Below are 25,029 nucleotides of genomic sequence, written 5' to 3'. Positions count from 1 at the left end.
CTGCTTCGTCACTTTCATACCTCCCCATTCGTCCATTCAAAATGCCGTAAGCTGACAAACGATTCGGTGTATGATAATATGTGACTATACTGTCACGTTTATAATACGTTACCATTTGGTCACATGTCAATAGCCATTTGGATTTTCTTAGCATGCTGTAAAGAAGGAGATGTCACGATTGGAAAATGAAATATTTAAAGCACTGGCGGATCCCAGCCGGCGAACTCTCTTGGATCTGCTGTATAAATCAGATGGGCAAAGTTTAACCGAGCTGTGCGTTCCCCTTGAGATGACCCGATTCGGCGTCATGAAGCATCTTCATATACTGGAGGAGGCCGGCCTTATCACAACGAGAAAGGTAGGCCGGGAGAAGCTGCATTATCTGAATTCCGTGCCGATCCGTCAAATATACGACCGATGGGTCAGCAAATACGCTGAGCCCTGGGCGCTGGAATTAACATCCCTTAAAAATGAATTGGAGCGTGAACCGAATATGGAACAGAAACCCCGTCATGTAAACCAGATTGCTATTAAAGCAGCACCCGAGCAAGTATGGCGCGCCATAACCGATCCAGCCAAGACATCCAAGTTCTGGTACAACTGCTCCATCCAATCCAACTGGGAAATCGGCTCACCATTCCATCTTAAGAACCCCGAGGGCAAGGTTCAAGCAGAGGGGACCATAATAAGCATAGATCCACCGCATAAGCTGGTTCTGAGTTGGAGGATGTTAATAACCGATAATACTGCCGGCGAAAAGCCCTCGCGCATTACGTGGGAAATCGATCCCCATGCCGAGCTTAACGGCGTAACCCTTGTAACGGTTATCCATGATGAGTTTGATCAGGCGATGCATACGGCTGACACGCTGAAGTTAGGCTTGCCGATCGTACTGTCCGGATTGAAGACCTTGCTTGAAACGGGTTCAACGCTCACTAGTCCATAGTGGCGTCAACCGTGAAAAGGGATCGGATGTAAAATAACAGTCCCCGGTTCATATAAGAGGGAGAACCCTGCCGCTTGACGGACAAGGTTCTCCCTTCATAGACAATACCATTTTGGCGACTGGTCCTCCCAGCGTTTTTTTGAAATCATTCCTGCTGCAAGCCTGCATCCGTCTGCACCTTGATCCGGTATTCATGCGGCGAGATGCCTTCCAGCTCTTTGAAGACGCGCGAGAATTGCTTGGTGTTCTCAAACCCGACCGCTTTGCCGATGTCGGCAAGTTTCATGTCACCGTCCTGAAGCAGGTCCTTGGCTTTCGTTATTCGCAGCTTTTTGAGATAAACCACGAAATTTTCGCCCGTATGTGCCTTAAACGCTTCGCTGAAATACGAATAATTCAACGATACATAATTGCTGACCATTGCCATGTTCAGCGGCCTGTGATAATTCTCCTCCATGTAGCTGACCGCTGCCTTGATCTCGGAATGCTCGCTGTGGGCGGAACGGATCCCTTTCACATATTCGTTCACGTGCAGCAGCAGATGCTCCAGATTCCTGAAATACGTATGGAAATGACGGTAATTGTCCATCGTCCCAACCTTGCGGTACAGCTTCAACACTTCCACCATGGAGTCTCCGTACACGCGGAACACTTCGTCCAGCACCCGTTCATTAATCCGTTTGCTGACAAACTCCAAATAATCGATGGCCACATGGGGCATGTCATCGATATGGAAAATGTCCAGCAGCAGCGCCTTGATCTCCCGTTCCCGTTCCGTGCCGAGCATGTTGCCGAGCTTGCGGATATTCTCTTCCGGCACCGGGTACGTGTTCAGCTCCCCTTGAATGTCATCATGGCTCATCAGTTTGACGTTGGGGTGAATGAACGTATAACTCAAAGCGGTCAGCGCCTGGTTGTAACAGCTCCGAATATCCTCGAACCGGAAGCCTTTCCGGCTAATTCCGACGAAGAGCCCGTCCATCTCCCGCTCGGTAAACTGCCGTGCCAGCTTCTCGAATTGTCCGTCCGGACTGCCGATGAGCACGACCCTCCCCTTACCGTCCAGGAAACACGCATTGATCCGCCCTTCCACCGAAGCCGTCATGTTATCAATCAGCTGCTTCAGCTCATCTTTGTTCATGGAGTTGCCGTCTTCGTATTTGTATTTCATCACCGCTACCCGAAATGGCTTTACGAAGGAATCAAATCCGATTTCAGCCGCGGCAGCCTCCGGCTCCCCATTCACACCTTGGGGCCGCTCCAGGAGTTCCTTCAGCCGATGGATCTGCAGCTGTTGAAGATATGCGTCACTGGCCGCCATGCGGTCATGCACGTCCGCTTGCCGGATCAAAACTTCTTCTGTCTTTCGGAGGGCAGCGAACAGTTCGTCCCGTCGAATCGGCTTAAGAAGGTACTCTTTCACCTGGTACCGGATCGCCGCCTTCGCATATTCAAAATCGTCATACCCGCTAAGAATCAGAAAGACGGGTTTAACGCCCAGCGGACCCTCCCGTTCGGCCAGTGCCTCGATCAGGCGTATTCCGTCCATGACCGGCATCCGGATGTCCGTAATGACGATATCGGCCGGTTGTTCGTTGTAGGCTTCCAGCGCTTCCTGCCCTTGGGCAGCCAAACGGATCTCGTATTGATCCGGGAACTCCCGTTCAATCATCGTTTTCAGGCCATACCGGATATTCTTCTCATCATCCACGATCATCAGACTTCTCATGTCCACTGCCTCCTCCTGTTAACAGCACTTTAGGGAATGTCATGGTCACCTGCGTAAACTTCCCCTTTTCGCTCTTCAATTCGATTCCATATTCATTCCCATAGAACAACCGGATTCGCTGGTGCACGTTTCGAAGCCCGATTCCACCGGCCTGCACGCCGCCGCGCCCATAATCTCCCGAAGGGAGCTCCTCGTCGTCCGCCGTTCGCAGAATCTCGCCCAGCCTGCCCAGCCGATAAGGCTCGATCCCGATTCCATTGTCCGTGACGTTAATCGTAATCTGGTCCTCTTCCCATGCGATGACATCGATCTTGATCTGCTTCTCCTGATCCGGGAACTCCGGCCAGGCATGCTTGACGGCATTTTCCACGATGGGCTGCAGCGACATTTTCAATACCTCGAGCTCCATGAATTCGGATGGAATGTTGAGTTCAAGTCGGATCGGCTCGTCGAACCGGATATTCATCACATCGATATAGTTGCGGATATGGCGAATCTCATCCCTCAGCTTGACGTACTCTCCCGACCATTTGAAGTTATAACGCATCATTCCGCCTAGGGAGGTCAGCGCGTCCGAAATCGTCCGCTGTCCCTCGATTTCGGCCAGCATTTTAATATTTTCCAGCGTGTTGTATAGGAAATGGGAATCGATCTGGCTGTGCAGCGTGCGCAGCTCCGCCTCCTTGGTCACCGCCTGCTTGCGAACCCCTTGGGCAATCAGTTCATTGATGGTGCGGATCAATTTGTTAAAATGATGCGCCAGTTCGCCCACCTCGCCGCCGCCCCGGATCGCAATGGCCGCGGTAACCTCTCCCTTGCGGACTCTCTTCATCGTTTCCGTTAAACGACGCAGGCTCTTCAGGATAATGGAATTTAAGTAATACGTAATAATCGACAACAGAATGATCAGCACGACGTTCGCGGCTATAATCTGTCCCTGGGCCTTGGATACGTTATTCAGCGCCCCTTCCAGGGAAACGACATTCAGCACGTGGGCATGAAGCCGCTCCATCGGCGTCGCAATCAGCAGGAACGAGGAACCGTCCAGGCTGAACCTGGCATGCATGGTCTCCTCGGAGTCGCCCGTCTGCAGCTTCAGCTTAGCGAATTGAAGCTCCACCTCGTCCCGGAGTCCCTCGTGACTGGTCATGAACGATTGGCTTCGATCCATGAACAGCTTCCCTTCCTGATCCACGATGACCATCTGCGAGCTGTTATCCACGATACCGGCAAAGGTCTTCGGAGCAAAATACTTGAGCAGCATATCCACCTGAATCACGCCGCTGTAATTCCCGTTATGGACTTGGCGGATCAAGGACACCTTCGGCTGCTCTTCGGACACGTCGGCGGCGTAGCGCTGCAGAATATCGGGATCGCGGTGGTTGAATACCCACATCTCCCCGCCGTCCAACTCCTTGACCTTGGGAAACCACGGCTCGCTTGCGATCCGTTTCTCATGGAAAATGATCGGCCACATCTCCGTCACGTTCGAATTGTTGGTGTATAACCGAAGATGCGTAATATTCGGATTATTGGTTTGGATCCGTTGTATGTCCTTGAAAGGCCCCCATGCCAAATCGATTAGCCATGCCGGCTCAGGCTCTTCATTAATCCTAAGGTAATCCTTGATCCCGTCGTCCGAAATCGCCAGCTGTGCGGCCATTTCGATCGCCTCGATCTGGTTCAGCATGTTCATCTTCTCGATTTCCAGCAGGAACGAGTTCTGGTTAAGCGCATCGCTGATATAGGTATCCCGAATCTGCTTGAAAAAATAATTCGACACGATCATGCTCGGAATCAGCAAAATCAAAATATAGGCAGCAACCAAACGGCTCTGCATCGACCTGCGGCCAATCCAATAGGTAAACGATTGTATAAGCGATGCCATTCGTTTCATCATGACTGTCACATCCCGTTTCATGAAATAACCGTAACCGAGTCCTGGATGGAAAGGCAGCAACAGCCGATCGGATACCATCCTATATTAGCTCGTGATGCGACAAAAGGCACCCTATTTCGACAAAATCGATCATAGGGTACCTTGCGCCTGCATTCTGTTTTTTTCGCGCTCTAGAGAAAATCCTTACTTCAAGAATTCCTCAAGCTTCTTGACGTTCTCTTCGTATTCTTTCTGTCTGTATTCCTGAACCTTCGCGAATCCGAGCGATTCGCGTTTCGCTTGGTAATCGTTCCAGATTTGATCGAATTCGGCATCCGTTTTGGCAAAGATCAGCTTCGGCAGGATTTTGCCCCACTCGCTCATGACCTTGTCGTTAATGATGCCTTCCTCGGAGCCGGCATCCGGATCCAGCTGATCGAATTGCGAGAAGCTCTGGGTCTTGCCGCGGGTCCAGTCTTCCATTTGCTTAAACGGCTCGACTGCAGCAGGCATCCAAGGCTGCGTAACGTTATTATCCATCATCATCCAGAAGGTGTGGGATGCTCCGTACTTTTTGTCGAATGCGCCGCGGTCGCTGTTCAGCAGCTCTGCAACCTCAGGCAGGAATTGGTCTTTGCCGTCAATCGTATCCCATGTCACGCCTTTTTCGCCCAAGTAGGTATCACGCTGGCCTTCTTCGGAGATCAGGTAATCCAGGAAGCGAATGGCACGCGCTTTGTCTTTTACGTTCTTGGAGATCAAGGTTACCGTCCAGCCGGAGATCGAAGGACCCGACAAGGTCGGCTGATCCAGGTTGGAGTTAGCCGGTCCGTCCACTGCGATGTAGACGGAGTTCGGATCGTTTGCATACAGCGCGTTCTGCTGGTTCGCCATATCGCTGCGTTGGTACAGCATCGCGAAATAGCGACCCTGTGCGATTTTTTCTTCCATCTGCGGGCGTTTATCCACGAAAATATCCTTGGACATCAGACCTTTTTCATTCGCCATCCGAAACGTCTTCAACCATCTTACATATTCCGGATCGGTGCTGCGGTCATACAGCTTTCCGTCTTTATCCTGCGGAATGGCGAGGAAGTTCTGCAGGTAGCCCTCAAGGGAGCTGTTGCCTTTTTCATGGAAATCATGCAATCCAAACGGAATGAGCGGCTGTCCGTTCACGTCCGGGAACATTTTCTTGGCGTCCTCAAGCGCTTTCAGGAAACCTTCCGGCGTGCGCATATCCGGGCTTCCGAGTGCCTCATACATGTCTTTGCGGACCAGGAACGTTTGGTTGGAGGTAATGTTATCGCCAAACTTCTCATAGTCCTTCGGTGAAGAGGAGGCATTCGGATAACCGTAAATATTGCCGTCATCCTTGGTGTACCACGACACCTTCGCAGGGTCGGTTACTTTATAGAAATACGGATCGTATTGGTCAGCCAGTTCGTTCAGCGGCAGAACGAGGTCGCCTTCGATCATTTTTTTGACAGCGTCTTCATACCATCCCAGCGTAATAAAATCAGGCAGTGTGCCGGAAGCGATCATCGTATTCATCTTCTCGGCTTCGTTCCCTGCCGGCACGATGAAGTTGACGTTAACCCCCGTCTTCTTCGTTACGTATTGCGACGTAATGTCCTCGCCCCATTTGTTCGGGAACCAGGCGAAGTTGATGTACCAATCAAACGTAATCGGGGAGGTATCGACTTCCCATCCCGGCTGGTCCTGAGTCAGTTTTACTTCTTCTGCCGGTTTGTCTTCCTCTTTTTCCGACGCGTTATTGTCACCGCCGGACGAGCATGCTGTTGTAAAGGCCATGACCAGTGCGAACATCAACAACAGAAGGCTCTTTGGCTTAAGCATCTTGCTCATGTGTTTACCCCTTTTCTTATTTAAAAATATGATTATATAGAACTCCCGCCGGATTAGGCAAGAGAAGCTACCTGTAAGATTTCCCCTCCCCCGGGTCTCCCCGGGAGATAGAAAGGAAGGCTAACAACGAATCCTGTGAATCAACCTTTAATGGAGCCGATCATCATCCCTTTGACGAAATATCGCTGCAGGAACGGATAAACGAATACGATCGGCGCCGTCGTTACGACCATGGTCGCCATTTTGATCGATTGGGAAGTGACCGTCTTGGCTACGCCGCCCGGCACCTGGGCCATCATCTGATTGGAGCTCGATTGAGCGACGACCTTATACAGATACGTCTGGATCGGCTGCAGATCCGTATTGTTGATATAGATGACGCCGGTGAAATAGTCGTTCCACTGATAAACTCCGTGAAACAAGGCGATCGTTGCGATAACCGGCATGGATACCGGCAGCACGACCCGGAGGAAGATCGACCAGTCGTTGGCCCCGTCAATCTTCGCGGCCTCCTCCAGACCGTCCGGAATTTCCCGGAAGAAGGTCATGAAGATGATGAGGTCAAAGAAACTGAACATGGCCGGTATGATGTACACAAGGAAACTGTCTAGCATATTCAGATCCTTGATCAACAGATAGGTTGGAATCAGTCCGCCGCCGAAAAACATCGTTATCGTTCCGAGCAGAATATAGAATTTGCCGCCGATCAGACCCTTCCGCGAAAATGCATAAGCGACCATCGCGGTGAAGAGGACGTGGATGAACACGCCGATCACGGTTTTGGCTACGGTGATGCCCATCGCCGTCATGATGCCGGAGCTCTGAAACACCGCGCTGAAATTCTCGAGGCTGAACATCCGCGGCCACCAGTAGATTCCTCCGCGCATGGCGTCCTGCCCGTCATTGAAGGCATTTACCAGCACGTACCAGATCGGGTAGATCGTCAGGAAGCATACGATCAGCATGCCGAAGTTGTTGAATATATCAAAGAAGGCTTCGCCTTTGGTTCTGCGTTTAAGCATGGAATATCATTCTCCCTTCTCGTTAGAACAGCGAGGTGTCGTTCAGTTTTTTGGTCACCCTGTTCGCAATCAACAGCAGGATGATCGCAATGACGGACTTGAACAATGCGACGGCTTGCGCGTAGGAATAACGTCCGTTCTGCATCCCGGTGTGGTACACGAAAATATCGATGACGTTGCTCGCGCTTTCGTTCAGCGAATTCCGGAGCACCAAAATCTGATCGAAGTTGGAGTTCAGCACACCGCCGACCGCAAGGATGAAGAGGATGGATATGGTCGACTTGATGCTGGGCAGCGTGATATACCACATTTTCTGAAACCGGCCGGCGCCGTCAATCGTGGAGGCCTCGTACATTTCCGGCGAAATACTGGCAATGGCCGCCAGATAGATGATCGCGGACCACCCGAGCTCCTTCCAGATATCTGAAGTGATAATGATTCCCCAGAAATATTTCGGTTCAGCCAGATACGTGATCGGCTCGTCGATAATATGCAGGGCCAGCAGGATATTGTTGATGATCCCGATATCCGCCAGCCAGGTCATCAGAATGCCGCCCAGGATGACCCATGACAAGAAGTGAGGCAGATAAGAGATCGTCTGGATCGTTCGCTTGTAGCGAACCGACCGGATCTCGTTCAGGAAGAGCGCAAAGATAATCGGAAGCGGAAATCCGATAAACAGCTTCAGCAAGCTGATCCCGAGCGTGTTCCGCATGACGTTGGTAAAGTCCTCGTCCGAGAAAAATTCCTTAAAGTGCGCCAGCCCTACCCAGGGAGCTTCGCCGATGGATTTGACGATGTTGAATTCTTTGAATGCAATGATGACACCGTACATGGGAATGTAGTTGAAGATGATCATCCACACAACGCCGAGCAGCGCCATAATTTGAAGATGTCGTTGGCCGTAGAGCTTTCTGAGCCATCTTTTTCTGTCGAGCTTCCTCTTATCCTGCACAGAAGGCTCCATCGAGGGACCGACACCGGTTTCGGAAGCGTCGGCATGAAGTTGATTTTGCATGGTTATGACCTCCAAGTTGATCCTATCATTTTGAAAACCCTTACATTCTCTATATTTCTATTGTAAATCGTACATGGTCTGCATGTAAGGTTTCAGATTTCGTATCAAGGTGCTCATTTTTCGGGTAACCATCAGCAAGAACGAAAATTGCGCCCCCCAAACGAAATATCGTTCCCATTCCTGACCGGGACACAAAAAAAAGGCATGAACAGCAGCCGCCTCAGTAGCTGCCATTCATGCCTTCTCTCTTGGATGATTTACTGCCCCAAGCCGATTCTCTGATCGGCAAGGCTTCCATGTCATCCTTGTTCTAACGTATATCAAACGGTTTCCCCGTTATTCCTCTTTGTCTTCCTCGCGCTGTTCCTGTTTGCTTTCGTGTTCCTGCTGGTATTTCTCACGCATTAGCTTCTGCATGATGAATTTTTCCTGATCGTTCAAGCCGCCTTGGTTCTCCTGAATGATCATGTTGTCAATGTTTCGCTTCAGTACCTCGGTTTGCGTGTTCAATACATTTCACTCCTTTGAATTTTGCGTCCCTTATGCTGCGAAATCATTCTGACCCAGAATGTAAGGGTACACGTATTACTAACCATTCTCCTTCCAATGAAACAGAAATAGACGGATTTACCATAAAATCCGAAGGTAGCTTCAAGAAGAATTAGTGTTTGCCCAGCGCTTTCTCTAGGTATTAGCTGCTATTTGCGCTCGATCTGAATCCCCTTAGCCAGAGATTTCTGTTGTTTATTGGTATTAACTAGCTGTGGCAGGCTTCTCGTTTCCTTGACCATAGGGGAATGACACAAATGGCATACCGGTTCCGTGTCGAACGCAAAATCGTCCCGCATCCACCCTTTGCAGTCTTCCTTCGTGCATGCCCACACTTCCGTTATTTCCTCAGGAATACTCTCCATCGAGTTTTTACGCGAATACATGAACGCTCCTCCTTATTCTCGTCTTAGAAAATAGAAACGCCGTATAAAAGAAAACTGCCCTTAATGTCACACATTAAGGGCAGTCTTCAATTGTAATTACAATTTAACAACGTTCTCAGCTTGTGGTCCACGGTTTCCTTCAACGATGTTGAATTCAACGCGTTGGCCTTCGTCAAGCGTTTTGAAGCCGTCGCCTTGGATCGCGCTGAAGTGAACGAATACATCGTTACCGCCTTCAACTTCGATGAAACCAAAGCCCTTTTCAGCATTAAACCATTTAACAGTTCCTGTTTGCATGGGGGAATCCTCCTTGATATATATTTACATGACCTTTTTTCTTCGCAGACGGAATAAAAAAATTCACATATTGCACAAGGTTACCAGAAATGACAACCCTCTACAATATGTGAATTCAGGTCGATTTCGATATTCATATCTTAACACATTTGAACGACGATAGCAAATACCTAAGCAAAAGATTCTGCGGAAAAATTAAAGTTGTCTTCTTCGGCATCATTCCGATTAAGCACGAGCAGGCATATATAACTCCCGTCATATCCCGGGAGTTATATATGGAGCAGGAATTATACGAACAACCCTCGTTACTTCCGCAATTCCTCAAGCGTTTCCTTCCACCGTTCCAACGCTTGATCCGGCTCGTGAAGCTGAAACCTGATAGCCGACGTAATATCCGCATACTTCGCGATATCCTCGCGAACGGCGACGACCTCGGCATCGAAACGCTGCCGCGGATGCCGGGCATCGGGCAGATCGGGAAGCGCCTGGAGGCGCAGCCGAACATAATGAGCCGCACCATCATGAATGGCTACCAAGGTAGCCTGTCCGGACCGAAGGAGATTGCCCGTCGTAACCGTCCCCTGCCATAATGCAATCCGAAGCCGGTTCCGGTCCAAGGCCAGAACCTCCCCTACGCTGAGCATGGCCGTATTCGGCCATCCATCTTCCGTTACGCTCAATAGCAGCATCGCTTCGTATTGCTTCGACTCCAGATCGGAGCCGTCCAGCCATCGGCACAATCCTTCTGATATTGCCGCCTGTTCCGTCACAGCACCATCTCTCCTTCACCTTATCCATTTAACGCGCTTCGGTAAATTCCAGCCAATCCAGCTCGATGCGGCCCTTATTCACCATGAACACCAGATCCACGGGGCCTTCCTCAATCGGCATCCCCCCGGCCAGCCTATGAACGTGCCACTGCCCTTCGCCCGTGCCCGACAAGGAAATGGCTTCAGGCTCCCGATCCCCGACCTGCAGCATAATATCCACCGCACCCTCCGGAATCAGGGCCCGAACATCCAGATGAAAGATGCCTGCGCCAGCGCAAAGCGCATCATAAGCAAGCCAATCGCCCTCCCGGAGCTGCACGCATACCAGGTTATCCTCTGCCCACGGCTTGCCGCCTTCCGAAGCGTAGCTCGGCTTCTCCGCCTTGCCCGTCATCATCCGCATCGGAACGCCGTCAGAAATGCGGAAGCCGATATTCTGGCTGGCCTTCTTCTCGACATGATACGAAACGCCCTCGCCCCGATACCCGTAAAACTCCGCCGGAATCTGAATGGGCAGCCGACGCAGCAGCGACCGGGCTACGTTCGGGTAGGCATCGCAGGCTTCCAGCGGAAGACGGTCCAGGTATTCGCCAAGAATCGCTTCCGCTTCGGCTGGAGACGGCTTCTCACCGCCTTCCAGGTAACCCGTCAGCTTATCCCAGCCTTCCGGCATGCGGATCGAGAACGGCGAATTCCGGGTGTTCATCTTCTTCCAGGTCCAGAAGTTCCAGGATATGTTATGGTCCTCGAACATCCGGAAGGCCCCCGTATACCACTGCGGGTTGTTCTCCCCGCCTTCGCCCATGAAGATCGGCACATTCCACTCCTCGCGCAGATCGATATACTTCTGAATGCTCTCCGTGTCGGGATTGTTCCAATATTTATGGAACTGCAGCATCAGGTTATCATCGAATTTATCGTCAAAAATACTCCAGTCCGTAGACCAGTGCACGCCTTCCAGAATGATCATATGACGCTTGTCCACTTCGCGTATGGCCGCGGTGATTTCCTTATACAGCGGCATCACCCGGTCATTGTACTCGCTGAACCAGTCGGGCAGCGGTTCGTTAAGCAGGTCGTAACCGGCAACGATCCACTCGTCTTTATATCGTTCCGCCAGCATACGCCACAGCGCCACGGTCCGCTCCGCGTTCAGCCGATCCGTGAACAGCTCCGGCAAATCCCGCTCGGAATCGTCGATATTGGCGCCGGTCTGCCCGCCGGGCGCGCCATGCAAATCCAGAATAACATACAGCGAATACGTCCTGCACCAATCGATCACCCGATCGATGAGCCTCAGATGGCCTTCATGATAGGCAAACGGCGGATGCTGCCCTTCCTCCATGATAAACCTGGCATTGATCGGCACCCGGATGGAATTGAAGCCTTCCGCGGCGATCTGTCGGATATCGGCTTCCGAGATATACCGATCATAATAGGTCTTCCAGAATGCGGCCGCCTTCTCCTCGCCGATCAGCTCCCTGATCATGCCTTCGATGCGCCGCGGGCGGTCTCCCTGGTCCGGCATCTTCCACATGTAGCCTTCCGGCAGCAGCCAGCTGCCAAGCCCGACCCCCTGCAGCAGAATTTCCTGCCCGTCCCCGTTCACCACGCGTTTGCCATCCGCCTTAACGAAACCGCTTACCAAAGGATTTCCGCTATCATTCATATTGGCATTCCCTCGCTTCCATGTCTGTAACGAATGTAATTGACCTGTACCTATCAACGACGATATTCCACCCATAGGCCAAACATCAAACAAAATATAACATGTCATGCAGGGCAATAAGCCTCATTCCGAAAATCAGGGAATCATCCTGAAATATCGGCCGCCGGCCAATAGAAAAAGGCGCTCTCCTCCTATCGAAGATAACGCCTTTCCAATATTCCAAAATTAGGATGACACCTCCGTCACTGGCTTGACCGGAACCGAAGGAATGGATGCTTTTCCCTTCCGCAAGCTGCCCGGCAGCTTACCGAAGAAGATCCAGGTCCAGCCTCCCAGGCGGCTAATGCCGTAGACCGCTATATACGAAACCGCCACCGCGCTGGCAAGCCCGCCGGCATACCACGCAAGCAGCAGCCAGGAGTTCTCCGTCCGCGGAGGAAAGTCCCGGTAAAAGAGCAGCACCAGCGGATGCACCAGATAAACGCCGAAGGAATACACTCCGAGCCGTCTAAACCCGTTCAACCACCAAGCGCTCTTATTCCCGAACAGCAGCGCGACCTGGAGCATAACCAGGGCGGTGGTTAACGTATGCACATTCCAAAAGGCATCGTAAAGCAGCGGGTGATATTCCGTCCCCAGCAGCCGCTGATTGTATCGAAGGCCGATATGCACCAGCGCGGCGCCCAGCCATACCGCCCAGAGCAAGATCCAGCCCAGCTTGCGCAGCGCCGGTCTTGCAGCCTGCTGCGCTGAAGTCAGCCAGTTCTTAACCCGGTCATAGTAGATCCCTATCCATGCCCCGAGAAAATAATACGACAGAAACGACAGCGACCAGCTGTTCCGGTTCGTTACGTCCCACCAGGCATCATTGCCGATGTAGAACAACCACTGCAGTACAATGCCGACCAGCACGCAGACCGCCGCGAAGCCGCGGAATCGCTTGAGCAGCATCAATACGAGCGGGAACAGCACATAGAACTGAATGTTAATGAAAATGAAATACAAGTGCGTGTAGGATTTTCCCGTCGCCAGCTTGGGCCAGAAGCTCTCCAGCATCGCCGCCAGATCGGACTCGCCCCCGCGATGATACCAGGCCACCGTAAAGAACAAAACCGAGAACAGCACATACGGCACCAGGATATACATCAGCCGGTTTTTGAAGAAGCGCCCAAGGTCACGGCCCTTGAACGGGCGGTGATAATAGTTATAGAACAGCACGAAGCTGCTCAGAAATATGAAGGTGGTCGTTCCAACCTTCGAAAATATGTTCAGGAAGTTATACAAGCCAAAAAAATCGTCCCCGCGCATCTGAACTGTGGCGAACGACGTCGCATGCACCATCAGCACACCCATCATCGCAAAGCCCCGAACCAGGTCGATTTCGGTTAATTTTGCACGTTTCTCCATGTTGCCTCCTTCATAAGATTACGCCCCCTATTATATCTCACTCCCCACCGCTTGGATACTAAATTTTCCTAAAAGTGGCATGGAACAAGCTCCCTTTGCCATACCAGTGTAAAAAGGGCCTGGCACCCAAACAGGACAATAGCTTACATGCATGCAGGCGTCCAATTCGAAGTGAATAGGAGGGGATTTCTACTGATTGAATTTAGCCGCGTCAACAAATTTTTCGGAACCTTCCATGTTCTGAAAGAAATCGACCTGACCATTTCCCAGGGGGAAGTCGTTGTCATCGTTGGACCTTCCGGCTCCGGCAAGAGCACGCTCCTGCGCTGCATCAATCGGCTTGAAAGCATTACGGATGGCGAGCTCGTCGTGAATGGCGTCAAGCTGCATGACAGAAAGATCGACATCAATACATTCAGGCGGAATATCGGGATGGTCTTCCAGCACTTTAACCTGTATCCGCACAAAAAGGTGATCGACAACATCATTCTCGCGCCCATGAAGGTGCTGGGAATGTCGAAAGCGGAGGCGACGGAAAAAGCGATGACGTACCTGCAGCGGGTCGGGATCGCCGACAAAGCGAACAGTTACCCTTCCCAGCTCTCGGGCGGCCAGCAGCAGCGGGTCGCGATTGCCCGCGGATTGACCATGAATCCGAAGATCATGCTGTTTGACGAACCAACGTCCGCGCTTGACCCGGAGATGATCGGCGAGGTGCTCGATGTCATGCGCTCGCTCGCCCACCAAGGCATGACCATGGCCGTCGTTACGCATGAGATGGGCTTCGCGCGCGAAGCCGCGGATCGAATCGTCTTTATGGACGAAGGCCGGATCATCGAGGACGCCCCGGCTGTCGAGTTCTTCAATCAGCCGAAGGAAGAAAGAGCGCGGGCGTTTCTGAGCCGCCTGCTGCATCACTAGCCGGTGAAGAAATCGGATATGGCATGTACGGACGAAGATGGAACTTCACCAATGCTGCTCCTTCGGGGCCAAACGCATGAAGAGAAAATAACTTTTTTAAGGGGGAAGCGAAAGATATGAAGAGAAGATTTACGGGGACCTTCAGGTGGAGCGCGGCCCTGCTAGCGCTAGTCATCATGCTGATCGCATCCGGATGCGGGGGGTCCGGCAGCACGGACACCCTGGAGGCGATCAAAAAACGGGGCAAGCTGGTGGCCGGCGTGAAATATGATACGAAGCTGTTCGGACTGCAGGACCCGGCCACTGGCAATGTGGAGGGCTTTGATATCGACATCGCCAAAGCGCTGGCCAAAAAAATTCTCGGCGACGAGACCAAGGTCGAGCTGAAAGAGGTCACCTCCAAGACCCGGATCGACATGCTGAAGAACGGGGACATCGACATCATTATTGCCACGATGACCATTACGGAGGAACGTAAGGAACAGGTGGATTTCAGCGATGTCTATTTTGAGGCCGGCCAATCCCTGCTGGTGAAGAAGGGCAGCCCGATCACGGGTCTGGAAAGCCTGAACAAGGATACGAAGGTGCTCACGGTAAAAGGCTCCACGTCCGCGCAAAATATCCGCGAGAAAGCGCCCGACGCGGTCATTCTCGAATTCGAGAATTATCAGGACGCCTTCACCGCGCTCAAAGCCGGACAGGGGGATGCCCTGACCACCGACAATTCCATCCTGCTCGGCATGCAGCAGCAGGACCCGAGCTTCGAGCTGGTCGGCGGCAACTTTACCGATGAGCCGTACGGCATGGCGATCAAGAAAGGAAACCCGGAATTCGTGAAGACCGTCAACGAGCTGTTGAAGGAGCTGAAAGACAGCGGCGAATACGACAAACTGTATGAGCAATGGATGGGCGTAAAGCCGGAATAACCGCCGCAAGACTTGGCCTGGCCGGGCCGAAGGAGGCGTCGGGAGCCATCCCGGTTTCCTCCCAGAATGGCCCGGCCTTCATTCGACCGGCCGAACGATCATCATCCCCATTGGAGGTGAAGCCTTGTGACCTTGTGGGATTTCAACATTCTGGTCGAGCATTGGGATCAATTCATGGCCGGCCTAGGCCAGACCATTCTCGCCAGCCTGCTGGGACTGATCGGCAGCTTGGTGCTGGGCACCTTCATCGCCATTATGCGGATTGCTCCATTCCGCGTCTTGAAGGCGATCGGCACCATTTATGTCGAGTTTATCCGCAATATCCCGCTCCTCGTGGTTGTCTTTTTCTTTTTCCTGGGCCTGCCCGCCCTCGGCATACCGGTCGACCCGTTCACCTCGGGCACGCTCGGGCTGATGGTGTATACGGCTGCCTTCATCGCCGAAGCCATTCGGGCAGGCATTCAGGCGGTACCGTCAGGGCAGTCGGAAGCGGCTCGCTCCTCCGGGCTGAGTTATATCCAGAATATGCGCTACATCATTCTTCCGCAGGCGGTCAAAATCGTACTGCCGGCCATCGGCAACCAATTGATCAACCTGGTCAAAAACTCCTCGGTCCTGGGCGTTATCGCCGGACTCGACCTGATGTATTATGCCGATCTCATTAACCTGAGCACTTTCAAAGGCATACCCGTCTATACGTTTGTGGCCCTGTTCTACCTGCTCCTGACCGTTCCGCTCAGTCTCGCGGTCCACTATATGGAGCGCCGATTCGCGAGAAGCAATTGATGTTACGTTCGAAGTTTGCCCAATATACAGGAGGTGGCATGAGATGGATTTTATCGGTGCATACTCCTGGCCAAACCTGCGATATCTCCTTCAAGGCTTTTGGATCACGGTGCAGGTTGCCGGCTTATCCATTATATTCAGCTTCATCATCGGAACCGTGCTCGGGACCGTGAGGTATACGAAGACCCCCTTCCTGTCGAGGACCACGGCTTTTTTGGTGGATATTATCCGCAATCTGCCGCTGCTGCTGATCATATTCTTCATCGGCATGGTGCTGCCCCAGACCGGGATTCGAATCCCGACCTTCTGGGCGGCTGTTGTCGGACTGAGCATTTTTGAAGGGGCCATGATCGCCGAGATCGTACGCAGCGGCCTCGTATCGGTGGATAAAGGCCAAATCGAAGCGGCTCGGGCCTCAGGCCTCTCTTATATGCAGACACTGCGGCACGTCATTCTTCCGCTGGCGCTGCGCCGGATGTCCCCGCCCATGGTGAGCCAGTTCATCTCGCTCATTAAAGACACGTCGCTCGCCGTGATCATTTCGCTGCCTGAGCTGATGCGCAACGTGCAAATCCTAAGCGGTTCCAGCTATTCCTATGTCATCCCGGCCCTTGTCTTTGCATCCTTGCTGTACTTTACGCTGAATTATCTGCTATCCATCATCGCCAAGCGGCTGGAAGCAAGGCAGATATAGCCCCTGCTAAGCGTTTGGCAACTTTCTGCATGGACTGCCACCATCATGTTACAAAAAGGGCGCCTGCCCTCCATACGCGTGTACGTCCAATCTGCTCCGCAGCCAATTATGGCTTGCGGGGTATTTGCCGTTTCTGCAGCATCCAGCCCCCTGCGCATTCTAAACCAGGCTCTACCCCTCCCATCCATTCTTTGGCAAGCACCTGCAACAATGGCGATACTCTCCTCGTCTAAATACATAATCATCCCGAAAGGAGACGCCGATATGAAAAAAGGCTTTCTCGCCATGATGGCTCTTTCCCTTACGCTTGGACTATGGCTTGGCACAGATCACTCCACGGCATCCGCCTTGTCATGCGCGGAGCCTCGCAAGGTTACCGAGGAGTTAAAAACCTCGGATGCGGTATTCAGGGGCACGTTGGCCTCATCCCACCCTAAAGCCGATATATCCAAAAGCAAATATGTATTCCAGGTTTCCGAGTGGTGGAAGGGAGAATCGGATGCCCCTACCGTTACCCTATATTCCAATGGCTGGGAATCCTTTGAAACAGGCAAGGAATATATCGTGTTCGCCGACAAAAGCGGGCAAAAGCTCAAACCCCATCTATGCGGGAATACGGGTCCTTCCTCATCCGTTGACGTAACTTCCCTGGGAGAAGGCATCCAGCCCGAGAAGCCCGCTCCATCAGCCGAAGGCCCAAGGCCGGGCGGCTTCCTGGCAGGTTTGATTGAACTCATTCGTTTCCTGCAGGCAAATATTAATCCTGCCGGCAACCGGCGTTCTGCTTAAGGGCTGCCTGAAAGCACCTGCCCGCTCATGCGAAAAAAATACAACCATTCTCCATGTCATCCGTATACAACGTAAAGAACTGCGTTTAAAACGACAGGAGGAGGAGAAATGATCAAACGATTATTGCTGATTTCACTTGTACTGGGAGTTCTCTCCGGATGTTCCTTGGTGGACAGCGTGAACAATTCCTTGGATTATACGAAGGAAGCAACGACCTTTATCAATGAAGCTTCCCAATTTGCCGAGTCTATCCCGGAGCTCGCCCAGCAGGCAGCCACTAATACGGATGCCAAGGAAACGCTGACCGAGCAACTCGAAGCGATGAAAACCCGGATCTCGGAGTTTAACGGTATCGAGGCCCCTGCCTTTGCGCAGACGATCCATGAACAGCTGGTCGGATTAAACGACACGCTGCTGACCGACATCAACGGTTACATGGATCAAATCCAGAACGGAGTGACCGACTTCCAGAATTCCAACATCGTTCAAACCGTCAATAAAATTAACGAAACGATGGATATGCTCCAGAATCTCCAGCCATAATCATGCAATCCCTTGCCGACAGCATAGCAGCCCTGCTCTTCAGGAGCAGGGCTGCTATGCTTGCTTTGTTATGTATGTGTTTCGTTCCTTACTCAAAAAAGGATTCCAGATTGGCGGTAAGCGTCTGCTTTACGACATATCGCGTCCCGTCTTCGCTTGGGGCCATAATCCAGGATGTCCCTTGGTAACCTGCTTCATCCTGAGGTTCCCAGGCCACAATGAACTGCCAACCGTCGCCAAAGCGTTCATCGTATTCTTCGCTATAACCGTCTGCGATATTCTCGCGCGAAACCGATTCGATTGACATATGCTGAACGCTTTCAAAAGATTTCATCCATTCCGTAAATTCCACCATGTCCCGGTCATACTGACCTGAGAAATATCCCTCGACCCCGCCCGACATCGCGTGAAAGGTTTCTGCATCCTCCGCCTGCGCTGCCTGATACAGCAAGGAAACGGTCTGCACCGGGTTCCATACGGGCTGCTTCGCTTTCGCGGCAAAGAATGCCCTGTCTTCAGCGGTATGCTGGATTTCTACCGCGATAAGCTCTTCCATCGTCGCTTCCCTTCCAAGCTCGTAAGCCCCCGGATAAACCGTGGATTGCTCCACCACTTTAAGCCCATCCGCGAACGCCGTCACAAACCACAGATTCTGATCGCCCTGGCTGAGCTCCTCCAGTACGATTTCGGCCTGGCTCCCGTACGTAAGGGATAACAACCGGCTGCTTACCTCATCCAGCCCTTCTTTATCAAACAGCTTGAAGCGTTCCGCTCTCACTTCACGTTTGCCCGCCTCTTCGAACAGCACCTTCAGTTTGGCGGGGGACATTCGGACGCTCGGAATGTCGGCATGACGGAAATACGAAGCGGTATCGTTAGCCTGAAGCGATTCGTACATGTCGAGAACCGCTTTGACGGGATCGCGATTAGACTCTCCCTTCGGCTGCTCAGCCTCTTGCTTGACCTGGCGATGGTCCGGATCTTCCTGCGGGAATGCCATACGCAAACTCTCCTTAGCCGCCGACGGCATTTCCGCTGGTTTCGCGGCTTCCCCTGCCCCCGGTGCAGTGACAGTCGATGGCGTTGTCTGAACGGCTATCGGCGCCTCCTTCGCGCAAGCTGTCAGCATCATCATGATGACGACCAGAACCATGAGCTGTCCATTCCGCCGATATGGCAGCTTCCCCCTTTTCATTTCGTTCACCCCCGTTATATAACGAAAAACCGGCAAAACACCGACACCGACCTCTTTATATTCATCATCGTCATTATGGAGTGGAATGTTTATCATGGACATAAAAAAAGCTCCCGCCAGGTTTAAAAACCTGTTCGAGAGCTTCTGTTCCTATCTTGCATCCCTTAAAATCGGTTATAGCTCACAAATTCCAATACCGGCTTGCGGTAGCCGCGGGGACGCGGTTTGCGCGCATCCTCCTTGCCGATCGCGATCAGCATGGAGGGCACATAAGCGTCCGGAATGTTCAGTTCCTTCTGCAGGGCATCGGGATCAAATCCGATCATCGGGCAGGTATCCCATCCCTTGTCCTTGGCCACCATCATCAATAACATCGCGGATAGGCTGGCATTCCGAATGGCTTCATCCCTCATAAAGGTTTCTCCGCCCGCCTCATAAAAGTTCGTGACCGATTCAACCGTCATGTCATATTCAAGCTTGTCGATCACGCCCAAATTCAGAAAGCCCTCGTTCATTCTTCCGATATCCTCGTAGGCCTGCTTATTCCCCAGCACAACGATGACGGCCGACGCGGTGAGTATCTTATGCTGCTTGTTGGCGGCTTCGTAAACTGTGTGCTTGATATCGGGATCCTTAACCACCACATAGTGCGTGTGCTGTAAATTAAAAGCCGAAGGAGCATATTTAACCTCATTAAAGATATCGTTCAAATCCTGATCCGGGATTTCAATCCCTTCCATAAACAGATTAGCCGACCTCCGGCTCTTAATTAATGTTGTCAGATCACTCATATCTGCACGCCCCCATCATGATTAGTTAAAGATTACCGCATCGAGCGAATATGCGCCGGCACCCGTGAGTGCCAATGCAACGGCCACTGCGATCAACAGCAAATTATACTCGTATCCATTCGCTGTGGACCAATACCCGTTCCGGCCATGCACCTTCACGATTGCGCCCAGCATCGTCAGCGTGATCAGCGCTGCGCCGAGCACCGTGAGAAATCCGGCTGCCAGCAGCAGCCCGCCAACCAGCTCCATCAGACCTGACAACACCGCGATCGCGACGCCGGGCTTAATGCCCACCGATTCCATCCAGCCGCCGGTCCCTTTCGGCCCGTAACCGCCAAACCACCCAAACAGCTTCTGCGCGCCGTGCGCCATGAACGATAACCCAACCACCAAACGAAGTATCAACAATCCAATATCTATAGCCATTTTGTACGCCTCCATATTCATGTTCATTATTTATAGAAATTCATCGACACGATTCATTGATATCTTAATATAAAGATATATAGGTGTAGAATGATTAACCTGCTTTACTTCGCTAACGTTTACGCACTTTATACTTACTCCTTTCAATCGACTAACTTTTATATAGTCACTTAACTTAATATCAAGATATATGATGCGGGCTCTCCTGTCAACCGTTATTTTTAAATACACGCTCAAAAAAAAGACCCGCCAAGTGGCGGATCCCCTGAATGTATGAGCGGCTGCCGCGATGGAGCCTCATGACGACGGCCGATTACTCGGCCAACTTCTTGATTTCACTGTCGGTCAGCGCCTTGCTGTACATCCGCACCTCATCCAAGCTTCCGTTAAAGTAAGGATCGGCCGCGAACCGGCTTTTCCCTAAATAAGCTTCCGTTGTCAGCAGCCCGCTTGGATTCAGCTTCATGTGATCGCCCGAGGCAACCATCTGTCCGTTCACGTATAATTTGCCCGTATCCCCCTGAAGGGTCACGGCTACATGCGTCCACGCATTCACCGGAAGCGGCGCGCTGCCAAGGAGGCTCTGGTCTCCGCCGCTGCCGTGAATCGTAAACTGAAGGACGCCGGCGTGTTGGGATGGCGTCAGGAACATATGCCTGGCAAGCCCGCTGCCGGCATCCAGCACCCGCTGCCACGGGGCTCCTCCCTTCCAATATACCCAGGCCGCAAAGGTGAAGTCCTCTGTATCGGTGACCCGATTCGGCAGTTCAATATAGCCGTCCGAGCCGTTAAAGTCCATGCCGCCTCCCTGCCGGCTCTTCTCATTCCACTGGACTCCGCCAAGGACCTTTCCATGAAATCCGTTTTCCGAGACGTCGAACGCCGTGCCTTCTTTATTCTCGCTGAACGGATAGCTCAGCAGCAGCGGCCCTGCCGACTGCTGCAGCACGGTTACGTCAAACGCTTTGGCAGCCTTTGCTTTACCGCTCGTAATCTGAGCGGTCAGCGTAACCCTCGCGTCCCCCGCCCCGGCAGCAGGACGATTCAGCTTGCCCTCCGTCGATATGACTTCGGGATGAGAGGAGGTCCAGCGAATCACGGCGCCTCCGGAAGCCTCGGACGGCAAAGCCAGATCGTAGAAAATTTCGCTCACATCCCCGAGGGAAAGGTCCCTCTTCACGGCATCCACGAGTTCCCTGTCGCTGCGATCAAGCTGACGGGCGCCCCACACCGCAGTACCGTCCGCCGAAAGGGCCGTAAAGGTCATCGTCTGCCGCTTCGCTTCGGGGTCCCATTGCGGAGTCATTACGCCTTTATAACGCTTTCCATCCAGCGTAAGCGTCACATCCCGCTTTCCGCTGATCTTCCATGCGCCCTCTGCTGCACCCGTTACTTTGCCGTTCTTATGAAGCTCGATCGGCACCGATTCTTTGACGACGGACGAAATATCTTTCCCGTGTTGGATCAGCTTATAGTCTCCGGTCGCATCTTTCGGCGTGATTTTCTTAGCCTCCTTGGCCTCCTCGCCCGCATAACGGTATGGAGCCGATACCGGCCAGCCGTCCTGATTCATATACAACTCATGCACCCGGATCTCATGCTCTTCCCCGCGCTGCGGGAAGCGGCTGTGAAAAATAAGGAATGTTCGTTTGCTCCGCTCATCGTAATAGACGGAGTTATGGCCAGGCGACACGGCCCCGGTGCCGATCCCCGTTCCCGGATCGCCGACCAGGCGCTTGAACAAGTAGTTCCCCATCAGCTTCACGCCATACGGCTCAATCGAACGGTCGTCAAAAAGCGGAAGGGAAGGATCGGCCTTCACCTCTCTCATATCGTTGCCCTCCGCATCGTAGAAAGGACCATCCGGGTTTTTGGATCGGACCACCCGCATATTGTAGCCGCCAACCGCATCCAACCCCCCGTACGACAGGTATAGGTAGTAATAGTCCGTGGCCGGGTGATAAACCATGTAAGGCCCTTCGATCCGGCTGTGGTTGCCTCCCAGCAGCTTCTTCCCGTATCCTTGCCCAGGCAGCGGTTTTCCGGTCTTGGGATCCATCTCCATAATGAAAATGCCGCCGGAATAGGAGCCGTACACCATCCACAGCTTGCCGTTCTTATCGAAGAACACATCCGGATCGACGACATTCGGGTGCTTTGTTGCATCGTAGATGGTTCCATCCTCACTGATCTCGCCCCACATGCCGGATTTCAGAATGATGCCGGTGTCCTTATACGGGCCTTCGATCTGATCGGCAACGGCGATCCCCATGGCAGATCGCGGGGAATCCCCTTTGCAGGCGTTATAGTACATATAGAATTTGCCGTCTGCCAGCTGAATCACGTCGGCCGCCCACAATGTGTCGCTTTGCGCCCATTCCAGCGTTTCTCTCAATTCCACCGTTGCGTTCGGAATCAGCGGATTGCCGGTCGCGACCCCGGACGCGACCATGTCCCAGCTCATCAAGTCCTTCGATTTGGCCGCGGCCAGATGGGAACCGAACACATAGTAGGTATCCCCTGTTTTGATCACGGACGGATCGTGCACGGAAGCCTCTCGGAAGACCGGTGCCTTCTCCCCCTTCTTCAGCCGAGCCGCCTCCGCGTACACGTCAGGAACGCCGGCCGCAGGTCCTTGGCCTGCCGTACTTAAGCCTCCTGCCATTAACATTGCGGCAATTCCTGCGGCAGCCGTCTTACGCAGCATGTTCTTGTTCATACGATTCTCCCTCGCCTCGATTTTTTGTAAACCCTTTCATAAATAAAAAAACAAGATGTTCATTATGGCGATACCTCTGGCTGTTTAATTTAGAATAATATAAAACATTTTATATTTGATAAGATATTAACACTGAGCCTTATGAAATATCAATGCTAATTCTTCATGTTTTTCTCCATAAATTAATTAATGGTAGGAAAGACCCAAAAAAACCTGATCCAACACGGATCAGGTTTTTGTTTTATATTTATATAAAATTAAAGGGCGTTATGCGTTAATATGTCCACCAATTTCCCGACATGACCATCATCGAGAACAGCTTGATGCTCTCCTCATAATATCCCTCTGCCGATGCGTTCGCCGTATAATTCCATACCGAATTCAGCCAGCTCTGGTGACTGGACGAAGTCATCGCGCTTACGCCGAACGGTGCATAGAACGCTCCGCTGTTATAAGTCACCAGCGCGGTCCCGTTCAGATTATACCCTGCCTTGATATTGGCAGGATTGCTGTTTGCAGCCGACTTAATGAACGTGTTCATTTTATTCAATTGATTCAGCGCGCGCGTATCGCCGGTCATCAGATAGTCGGTCGTAATCCGCCATGGAGTCCGGGCCGAGTTGTAGTAATATTTTCCGTCGTTCGCCCCCTCCAGGAATCCCGCTGCCGCTGGCTGATAATTGCCGCTCGACATGACGACGAAATCCGGAAGCAAACCGGTATTGGAGCTGTAACCGGTATAGATGGAGTTGATGATCGTATAGGTTTTGTTAATGACGTTATCCCAACGGGCATCGCCGGTAGCCGCACGGAACGCCTTCATATGGTTCAGCATGAAATCCGATGGCCGCGTGGCGGTATTGTAGTTGCCGCTGGTAGCCCAATCGCCTAAACGCAGCGTCCATTGCGACTGATTGACGTCATTGCTCATGATGGCATTGATGATATCCTTCGCGGCCTGCAGGTAATTGATCGATCCGCTGCTTCCCCACTGCTTGTCCGCAAGCAGGAGTGCGTAAGCAATATCCATATCGCCGTCCGTTGCCGAGTTGGCCCCCTCTATATTCTGGAAGCTGCTGTTCTGTTTCCACGCCATCAGATACGGATTGTTATCACTCGGATGCGCCTTGTAATAGCGATATAACCCATCGAAATACGACTGCGCATTACTGTCGTATCCCGCCATCAGAACGGTGAAAATCATTCCGTAACCGTGAGCCTCGGATACCGTCTCGCCCGCGGAATTGTATTTGACGTAATATTGCCCGGTTGCAGCCGGCTTCAGAAAAGACCCTTTCCAGCTGTTCCATTTGCTCTTGACCGCATTGTCCATCGCGGTCTGCGTTACGTTGTTCGGCTTAATCGAACCGCTCGTATAGGACGTATGCTGGGGAAAGGGCTTGTTGGCCGCCAGGGACAACCCGGCCGGCAAGACCAGCAGAACAGCGCAGAAAAGCGCCGCCGACTTACGGATAATCGAATTTCGGAATACTTTCATCAACGTTTCGCTCCTTTGGTTTTCGAATTGGAAAGCCATGACCGCTACAGCCTGGTAAACCGGTTTCGGTATAAACCACCACCCTTCCCATGATCGATGGAAACGAGGAGACTGCCCGTATGTAAAGTACCACGAAGTTAGCTGATGTCCGATATGCAACTGCCTCCATATATAAAGAGGTAGGATCCATATCTACTACA

General features: G+C 52.2%; 23 protein-coding genes. 7 read left to right on the top strand and 16 right to left on the bottom strand.

Annotated features, from left to right (window positions below; all coding sequences use genetic code 11):
• Nucleotides 1-178 precede the first annotated feature (178 nt).
• On the top strand, nucleotides 179-946 hold the full coding sequence (locus AC3RCL_RS02745; RefSeq protein WP_492534516.1) for an ArsR/SmtB family transcription factor: 768 nt from the start codon (nucleotides 179-181) through the stop codon (nucleotides 944-946).
• Between the two features lie 145 nt (nucleotides 947-1,091).
• Here the strand turns inward: AC3RCL_RS02745 and AC3RCL_RS02740 are convergent, their stop codons facing one another.
• The 11 genes from AC3RCL_RS02740 to AC3RCL_RS02690 all read right to left on the bottom strand — a co-directional run bounded on the left by AC3RCL_RS02740 (nucleotide 1,092) and on the right by AC3RCL_RS02690 (nucleotide 13,541).
• Complete coding sequence (locus tag AC3RCL_RS02740; protein WP_492534515.1) at nucleotides 1,092-2,675, bottom strand: response regulator; 1,584 nt, start codon at nucleotides 2,673-2,675, stop codon at nucleotides 1,092-1,094.
• The gene (locus AC3RCL_RS02735; protein ID WP_492534514.1) at nucleotides 2,650-4,653 is read right to left on the bottom strand and encodes a cache domain-containing sensor histidine kinase; all 2,004 of its coding nucleotides are present in this window, start codon (nucleotides 4,651-4,653) and stop codon (nucleotides 2,650-2,652) included. The genes AC3RCL_RS02740 and AC3RCL_RS02735 overlap by 26 nt, the downstream gene beginning before the upstream one ends.
• A gap of 105 nt (nucleotides 4,654-4,758) precedes the next feature.
• Nucleotides 4,759-6,423, bottom strand: coding sequence for an extracellular solute-binding protein (locus tag AC3RCL_RS02730; protein WP_251500762.1), 1,665 nt, complete (start codon nucleotides 6,421-6,423; stop codon nucleotides 4,759-4,761).
• A 140-nt stretch (nucleotides 6,424-6,563) separates the two neighbouring features.
• Complete coding sequence (locus tag AC3RCL_RS02725) at nucleotides 6,564-7,445, bottom strand: carbohydrate ABC transporter permease (protein WP_492534513.1); 882 nt, start codon at nucleotides 7,443-7,445, stop codon at nucleotides 6,564-6,566.
• Between the two features lie 22 nt (nucleotides 7,446-7,467).
• Nucleotides 7,468-8,463, bottom strand: a complete 996-nt coding sequence (locus tag AC3RCL_RS02720) for an ABC transporter permease (protein WP_192569890.1) — start codon at nucleotides 8,461-8,463, stop codon at nucleotides 7,468-7,470.
• Between the two features lie 336 nt (nucleotides 8,464-8,799).
• Nucleotides 8,800-8,973 carry a hypothetical protein gene (locus tag AC3RCL_RS02715; protein WP_009591843.1) on the bottom strand — a complete coding sequence of 58 codons (174 nt, stop codon included), beginning with the start codon at nucleotides 8,971-8,973 and terminating at the stop codon, nucleotides 8,800-8,802.
• Nucleotides 8,974-9,161: 188 nt separating this feature from the next.
• Nucleotides 9,162-9,398 carry a cold-shock protein gene (locus AC3RCL_RS02710; protein ID WP_012818739.1) on the bottom strand — a complete coding sequence of 79 codons (237 nt, stop codon included), beginning with the start codon at nucleotides 9,396-9,398 and terminating at the stop codon, nucleotides 9,162-9,164.
• Nucleotides 9,399-9,494: 96 nt separating this feature from the next.
• Entirely contained in the window at nucleotides 9,495-9,695 is a 201-nt protein-coding gene (cspD, locus tag AC3RCL_RS02705) for a cold-shock protein CspD (protein WP_006207896.1), read from the bottom strand.
• A gap of 305 nt (nucleotides 9,696-10,000) precedes the next feature.
• Nucleotides 10,001-10,465: a pyridoxamine 5'-phosphate oxidase family protein gene (locus tag AC3RCL_RS02700; protein ID WP_012818738.1), complete on the bottom strand. Its 465-nt coding sequence runs from the start codon at nucleotides 10,463-10,465 to the stop codon at nucleotides 10,001-10,003.
• Nucleotides 10,466-10,493: 28 nt separating this feature from the next.
• Nucleotides 10,494-12,134 carry a glycoside hydrolase family 5 protein gene (locus tag AC3RCL_RS02695; protein ID WP_012818737.1) on the bottom strand — a complete coding sequence of 547 codons (1,641 nt, stop codon included), beginning with the start codon at nucleotides 12,132-12,134 and terminating at the stop codon, nucleotides 10,494-10,496.
• A gap of 225 nt (nucleotides 12,135-12,359) precedes the next feature.
• The gene (locus AC3RCL_RS02690) at nucleotides 12,360-13,541 is read right to left on the bottom strand and encodes an acyltransferase (RefSeq protein ID WP_492534512.1); all 1,182 of its coding nucleotides are present in this window, start codon (nucleotides 13,539-13,541) and stop codon (nucleotides 12,360-12,362) included.
• Nucleotides 13,542-13,688: 147 nt separating this feature from the next.
• Between AC3RCL_RS02690 and AC3RCL_RS02685 the strand changes: the two genes are divergently transcribed.
• The 6 genes from AC3RCL_RS02685 to AC3RCL_RS02660 all read left to right on the top strand — a co-directional run bounded on the left by AC3RCL_RS02685 (nucleotide 13,689) and on the right by AC3RCL_RS02660 (nucleotide 18,200).
• Nucleotides 13,689-14,462 carry an amino acid ABC transporter ATP-binding protein gene (locus AC3RCL_RS02685; RefSeq protein ID WP_492534511.1) on the top strand — a complete coding sequence of 258 codons (774 nt, stop codon included), beginning with the start codon at nucleotides 13,689-13,691 and terminating at the stop codon, nucleotides 14,460-14,462.
• A 116-nt stretch (nucleotides 14,463-14,578) separates the two neighbouring features.
• A complete protein-coding gene (locus AC3RCL_RS02680) occupies nucleotides 14,579-15,388 on the top strand; it encodes an ABC transporter substrate-binding protein (RefSeq protein ID WP_009595086.1) in 810 nt (269 codons plus the stop codon).
• A gap of 132 nt (nucleotides 15,389-15,520) precedes the next feature.
• Nucleotides 15,521-16,174, top strand: a complete 654-nt coding sequence (locus AC3RCL_RS02675; RefSeq protein WP_036664979.1) for an amino acid ABC transporter permease — start codon at nucleotides 15,521-15,523, stop codon at nucleotides 16,172-16,174.
• Between the two features lie 43 nt (nucleotides 16,175-16,217).
• Nucleotides 16,218-16,868 (top strand): amino acid ABC transporter permease, encoded by a 651-nt coding sequence (locus AC3RCL_RS02670; protein ID WP_009595092.1) that lies wholly within the window; start codon nucleotides 16,218-16,220, stop codon nucleotides 16,866-16,868.
• Nucleotides 16,869-17,132: 264 nt separating this feature from the next.
• Nucleotides 17,133-17,657, top strand: coding sequence for a hypothetical protein (locus AC3RCL_RS02665; protein ID WP_492534510.1), 525 nt, complete (start codon nucleotides 17,133-17,135; stop codon nucleotides 17,655-17,657).
• Nucleotides 17,658-17,765: 108 nt separating this feature from the next.
• A complete protein-coding gene (locus tag AC3RCL_RS02660) occupies nucleotides 17,766-18,200 on the top strand; it encodes a DUF6376 family protein (protein WP_012818733.1) in 435 nt (144 codons plus the stop codon).
• A gap of 88 nt (nucleotides 18,201-18,288) precedes the next feature.
• Here AC3RCL_RS02660 and AC3RCL_RS02655 read toward each other — a convergent pair whose 3' ends face one another.
• From AC3RCL_RS02655 to AC3RCL_RS02635, 5 genes are all read right to left on the bottom strand, one after another.
• A complete protein-coding gene (locus AC3RCL_RS02655) occupies nucleotides 18,289-19,497 on the bottom strand; it encodes a hypothetical protein (RefSeq protein WP_492534509.1) in 1,209 nt (402 codons plus the stop codon).
• 62 nt (nucleotides 19,498-19,559) lie between these two features.
• A complete protein-coding gene (locus tag AC3RCL_RS02650; RefSeq protein WP_340963024.1) occupies nucleotides 19,560-20,186 on the bottom strand; it encodes a nitroreductase family protein in 627 nt (208 codons plus the stop codon).
• A gap of 21 nt (nucleotides 20,187-20,207) precedes the next feature.
• Nucleotides 20,208-20,612 (bottom strand): DoxX family protein, encoded by a 405-nt coding sequence (locus tag AC3RCL_RS02645; RefSeq protein WP_090910112.1) that lies wholly within the window; start codon nucleotides 20,610-20,612, stop codon nucleotides 20,208-20,210.
• Nucleotides 20,613-20,925: 313 nt separating this feature from the next.
• Nucleotides 20,926-23,331 (bottom strand): arabinan endo-1,5-alpha-L-arabinosidase AbnB, encoded by a 2,406-nt coding sequence (gene abnB / locus AC3RCL_RS02640; RefSeq protein ID WP_492534508.1) that lies wholly within the window; start codon nucleotides 23,329-23,331, stop codon nucleotides 20,926-20,928.
• 274 nt (nucleotides 23,332-23,605) lie between these two features.
• Nucleotides 23,606-24,829, bottom strand: a complete 1,224-nt coding sequence (locus tag AC3RCL_RS02635; RefSeq protein WP_492534507.1) for a family 8 glycosyl hydrolase — start codon at nucleotides 24,827-24,829, stop codon at nucleotides 23,606-23,608.
• Nucleotides 24,830-25,029 lie beyond the last annotated feature (200 nt).

It is taken from the genome of Paenibacillus sp. MT86 (assembly GCF_058792535.1).
The sequence above is the reverse complement of the archived record's forward strand: the minus strand, read 5'-3'. Positions and strand labels throughout refer to the sequence as shown.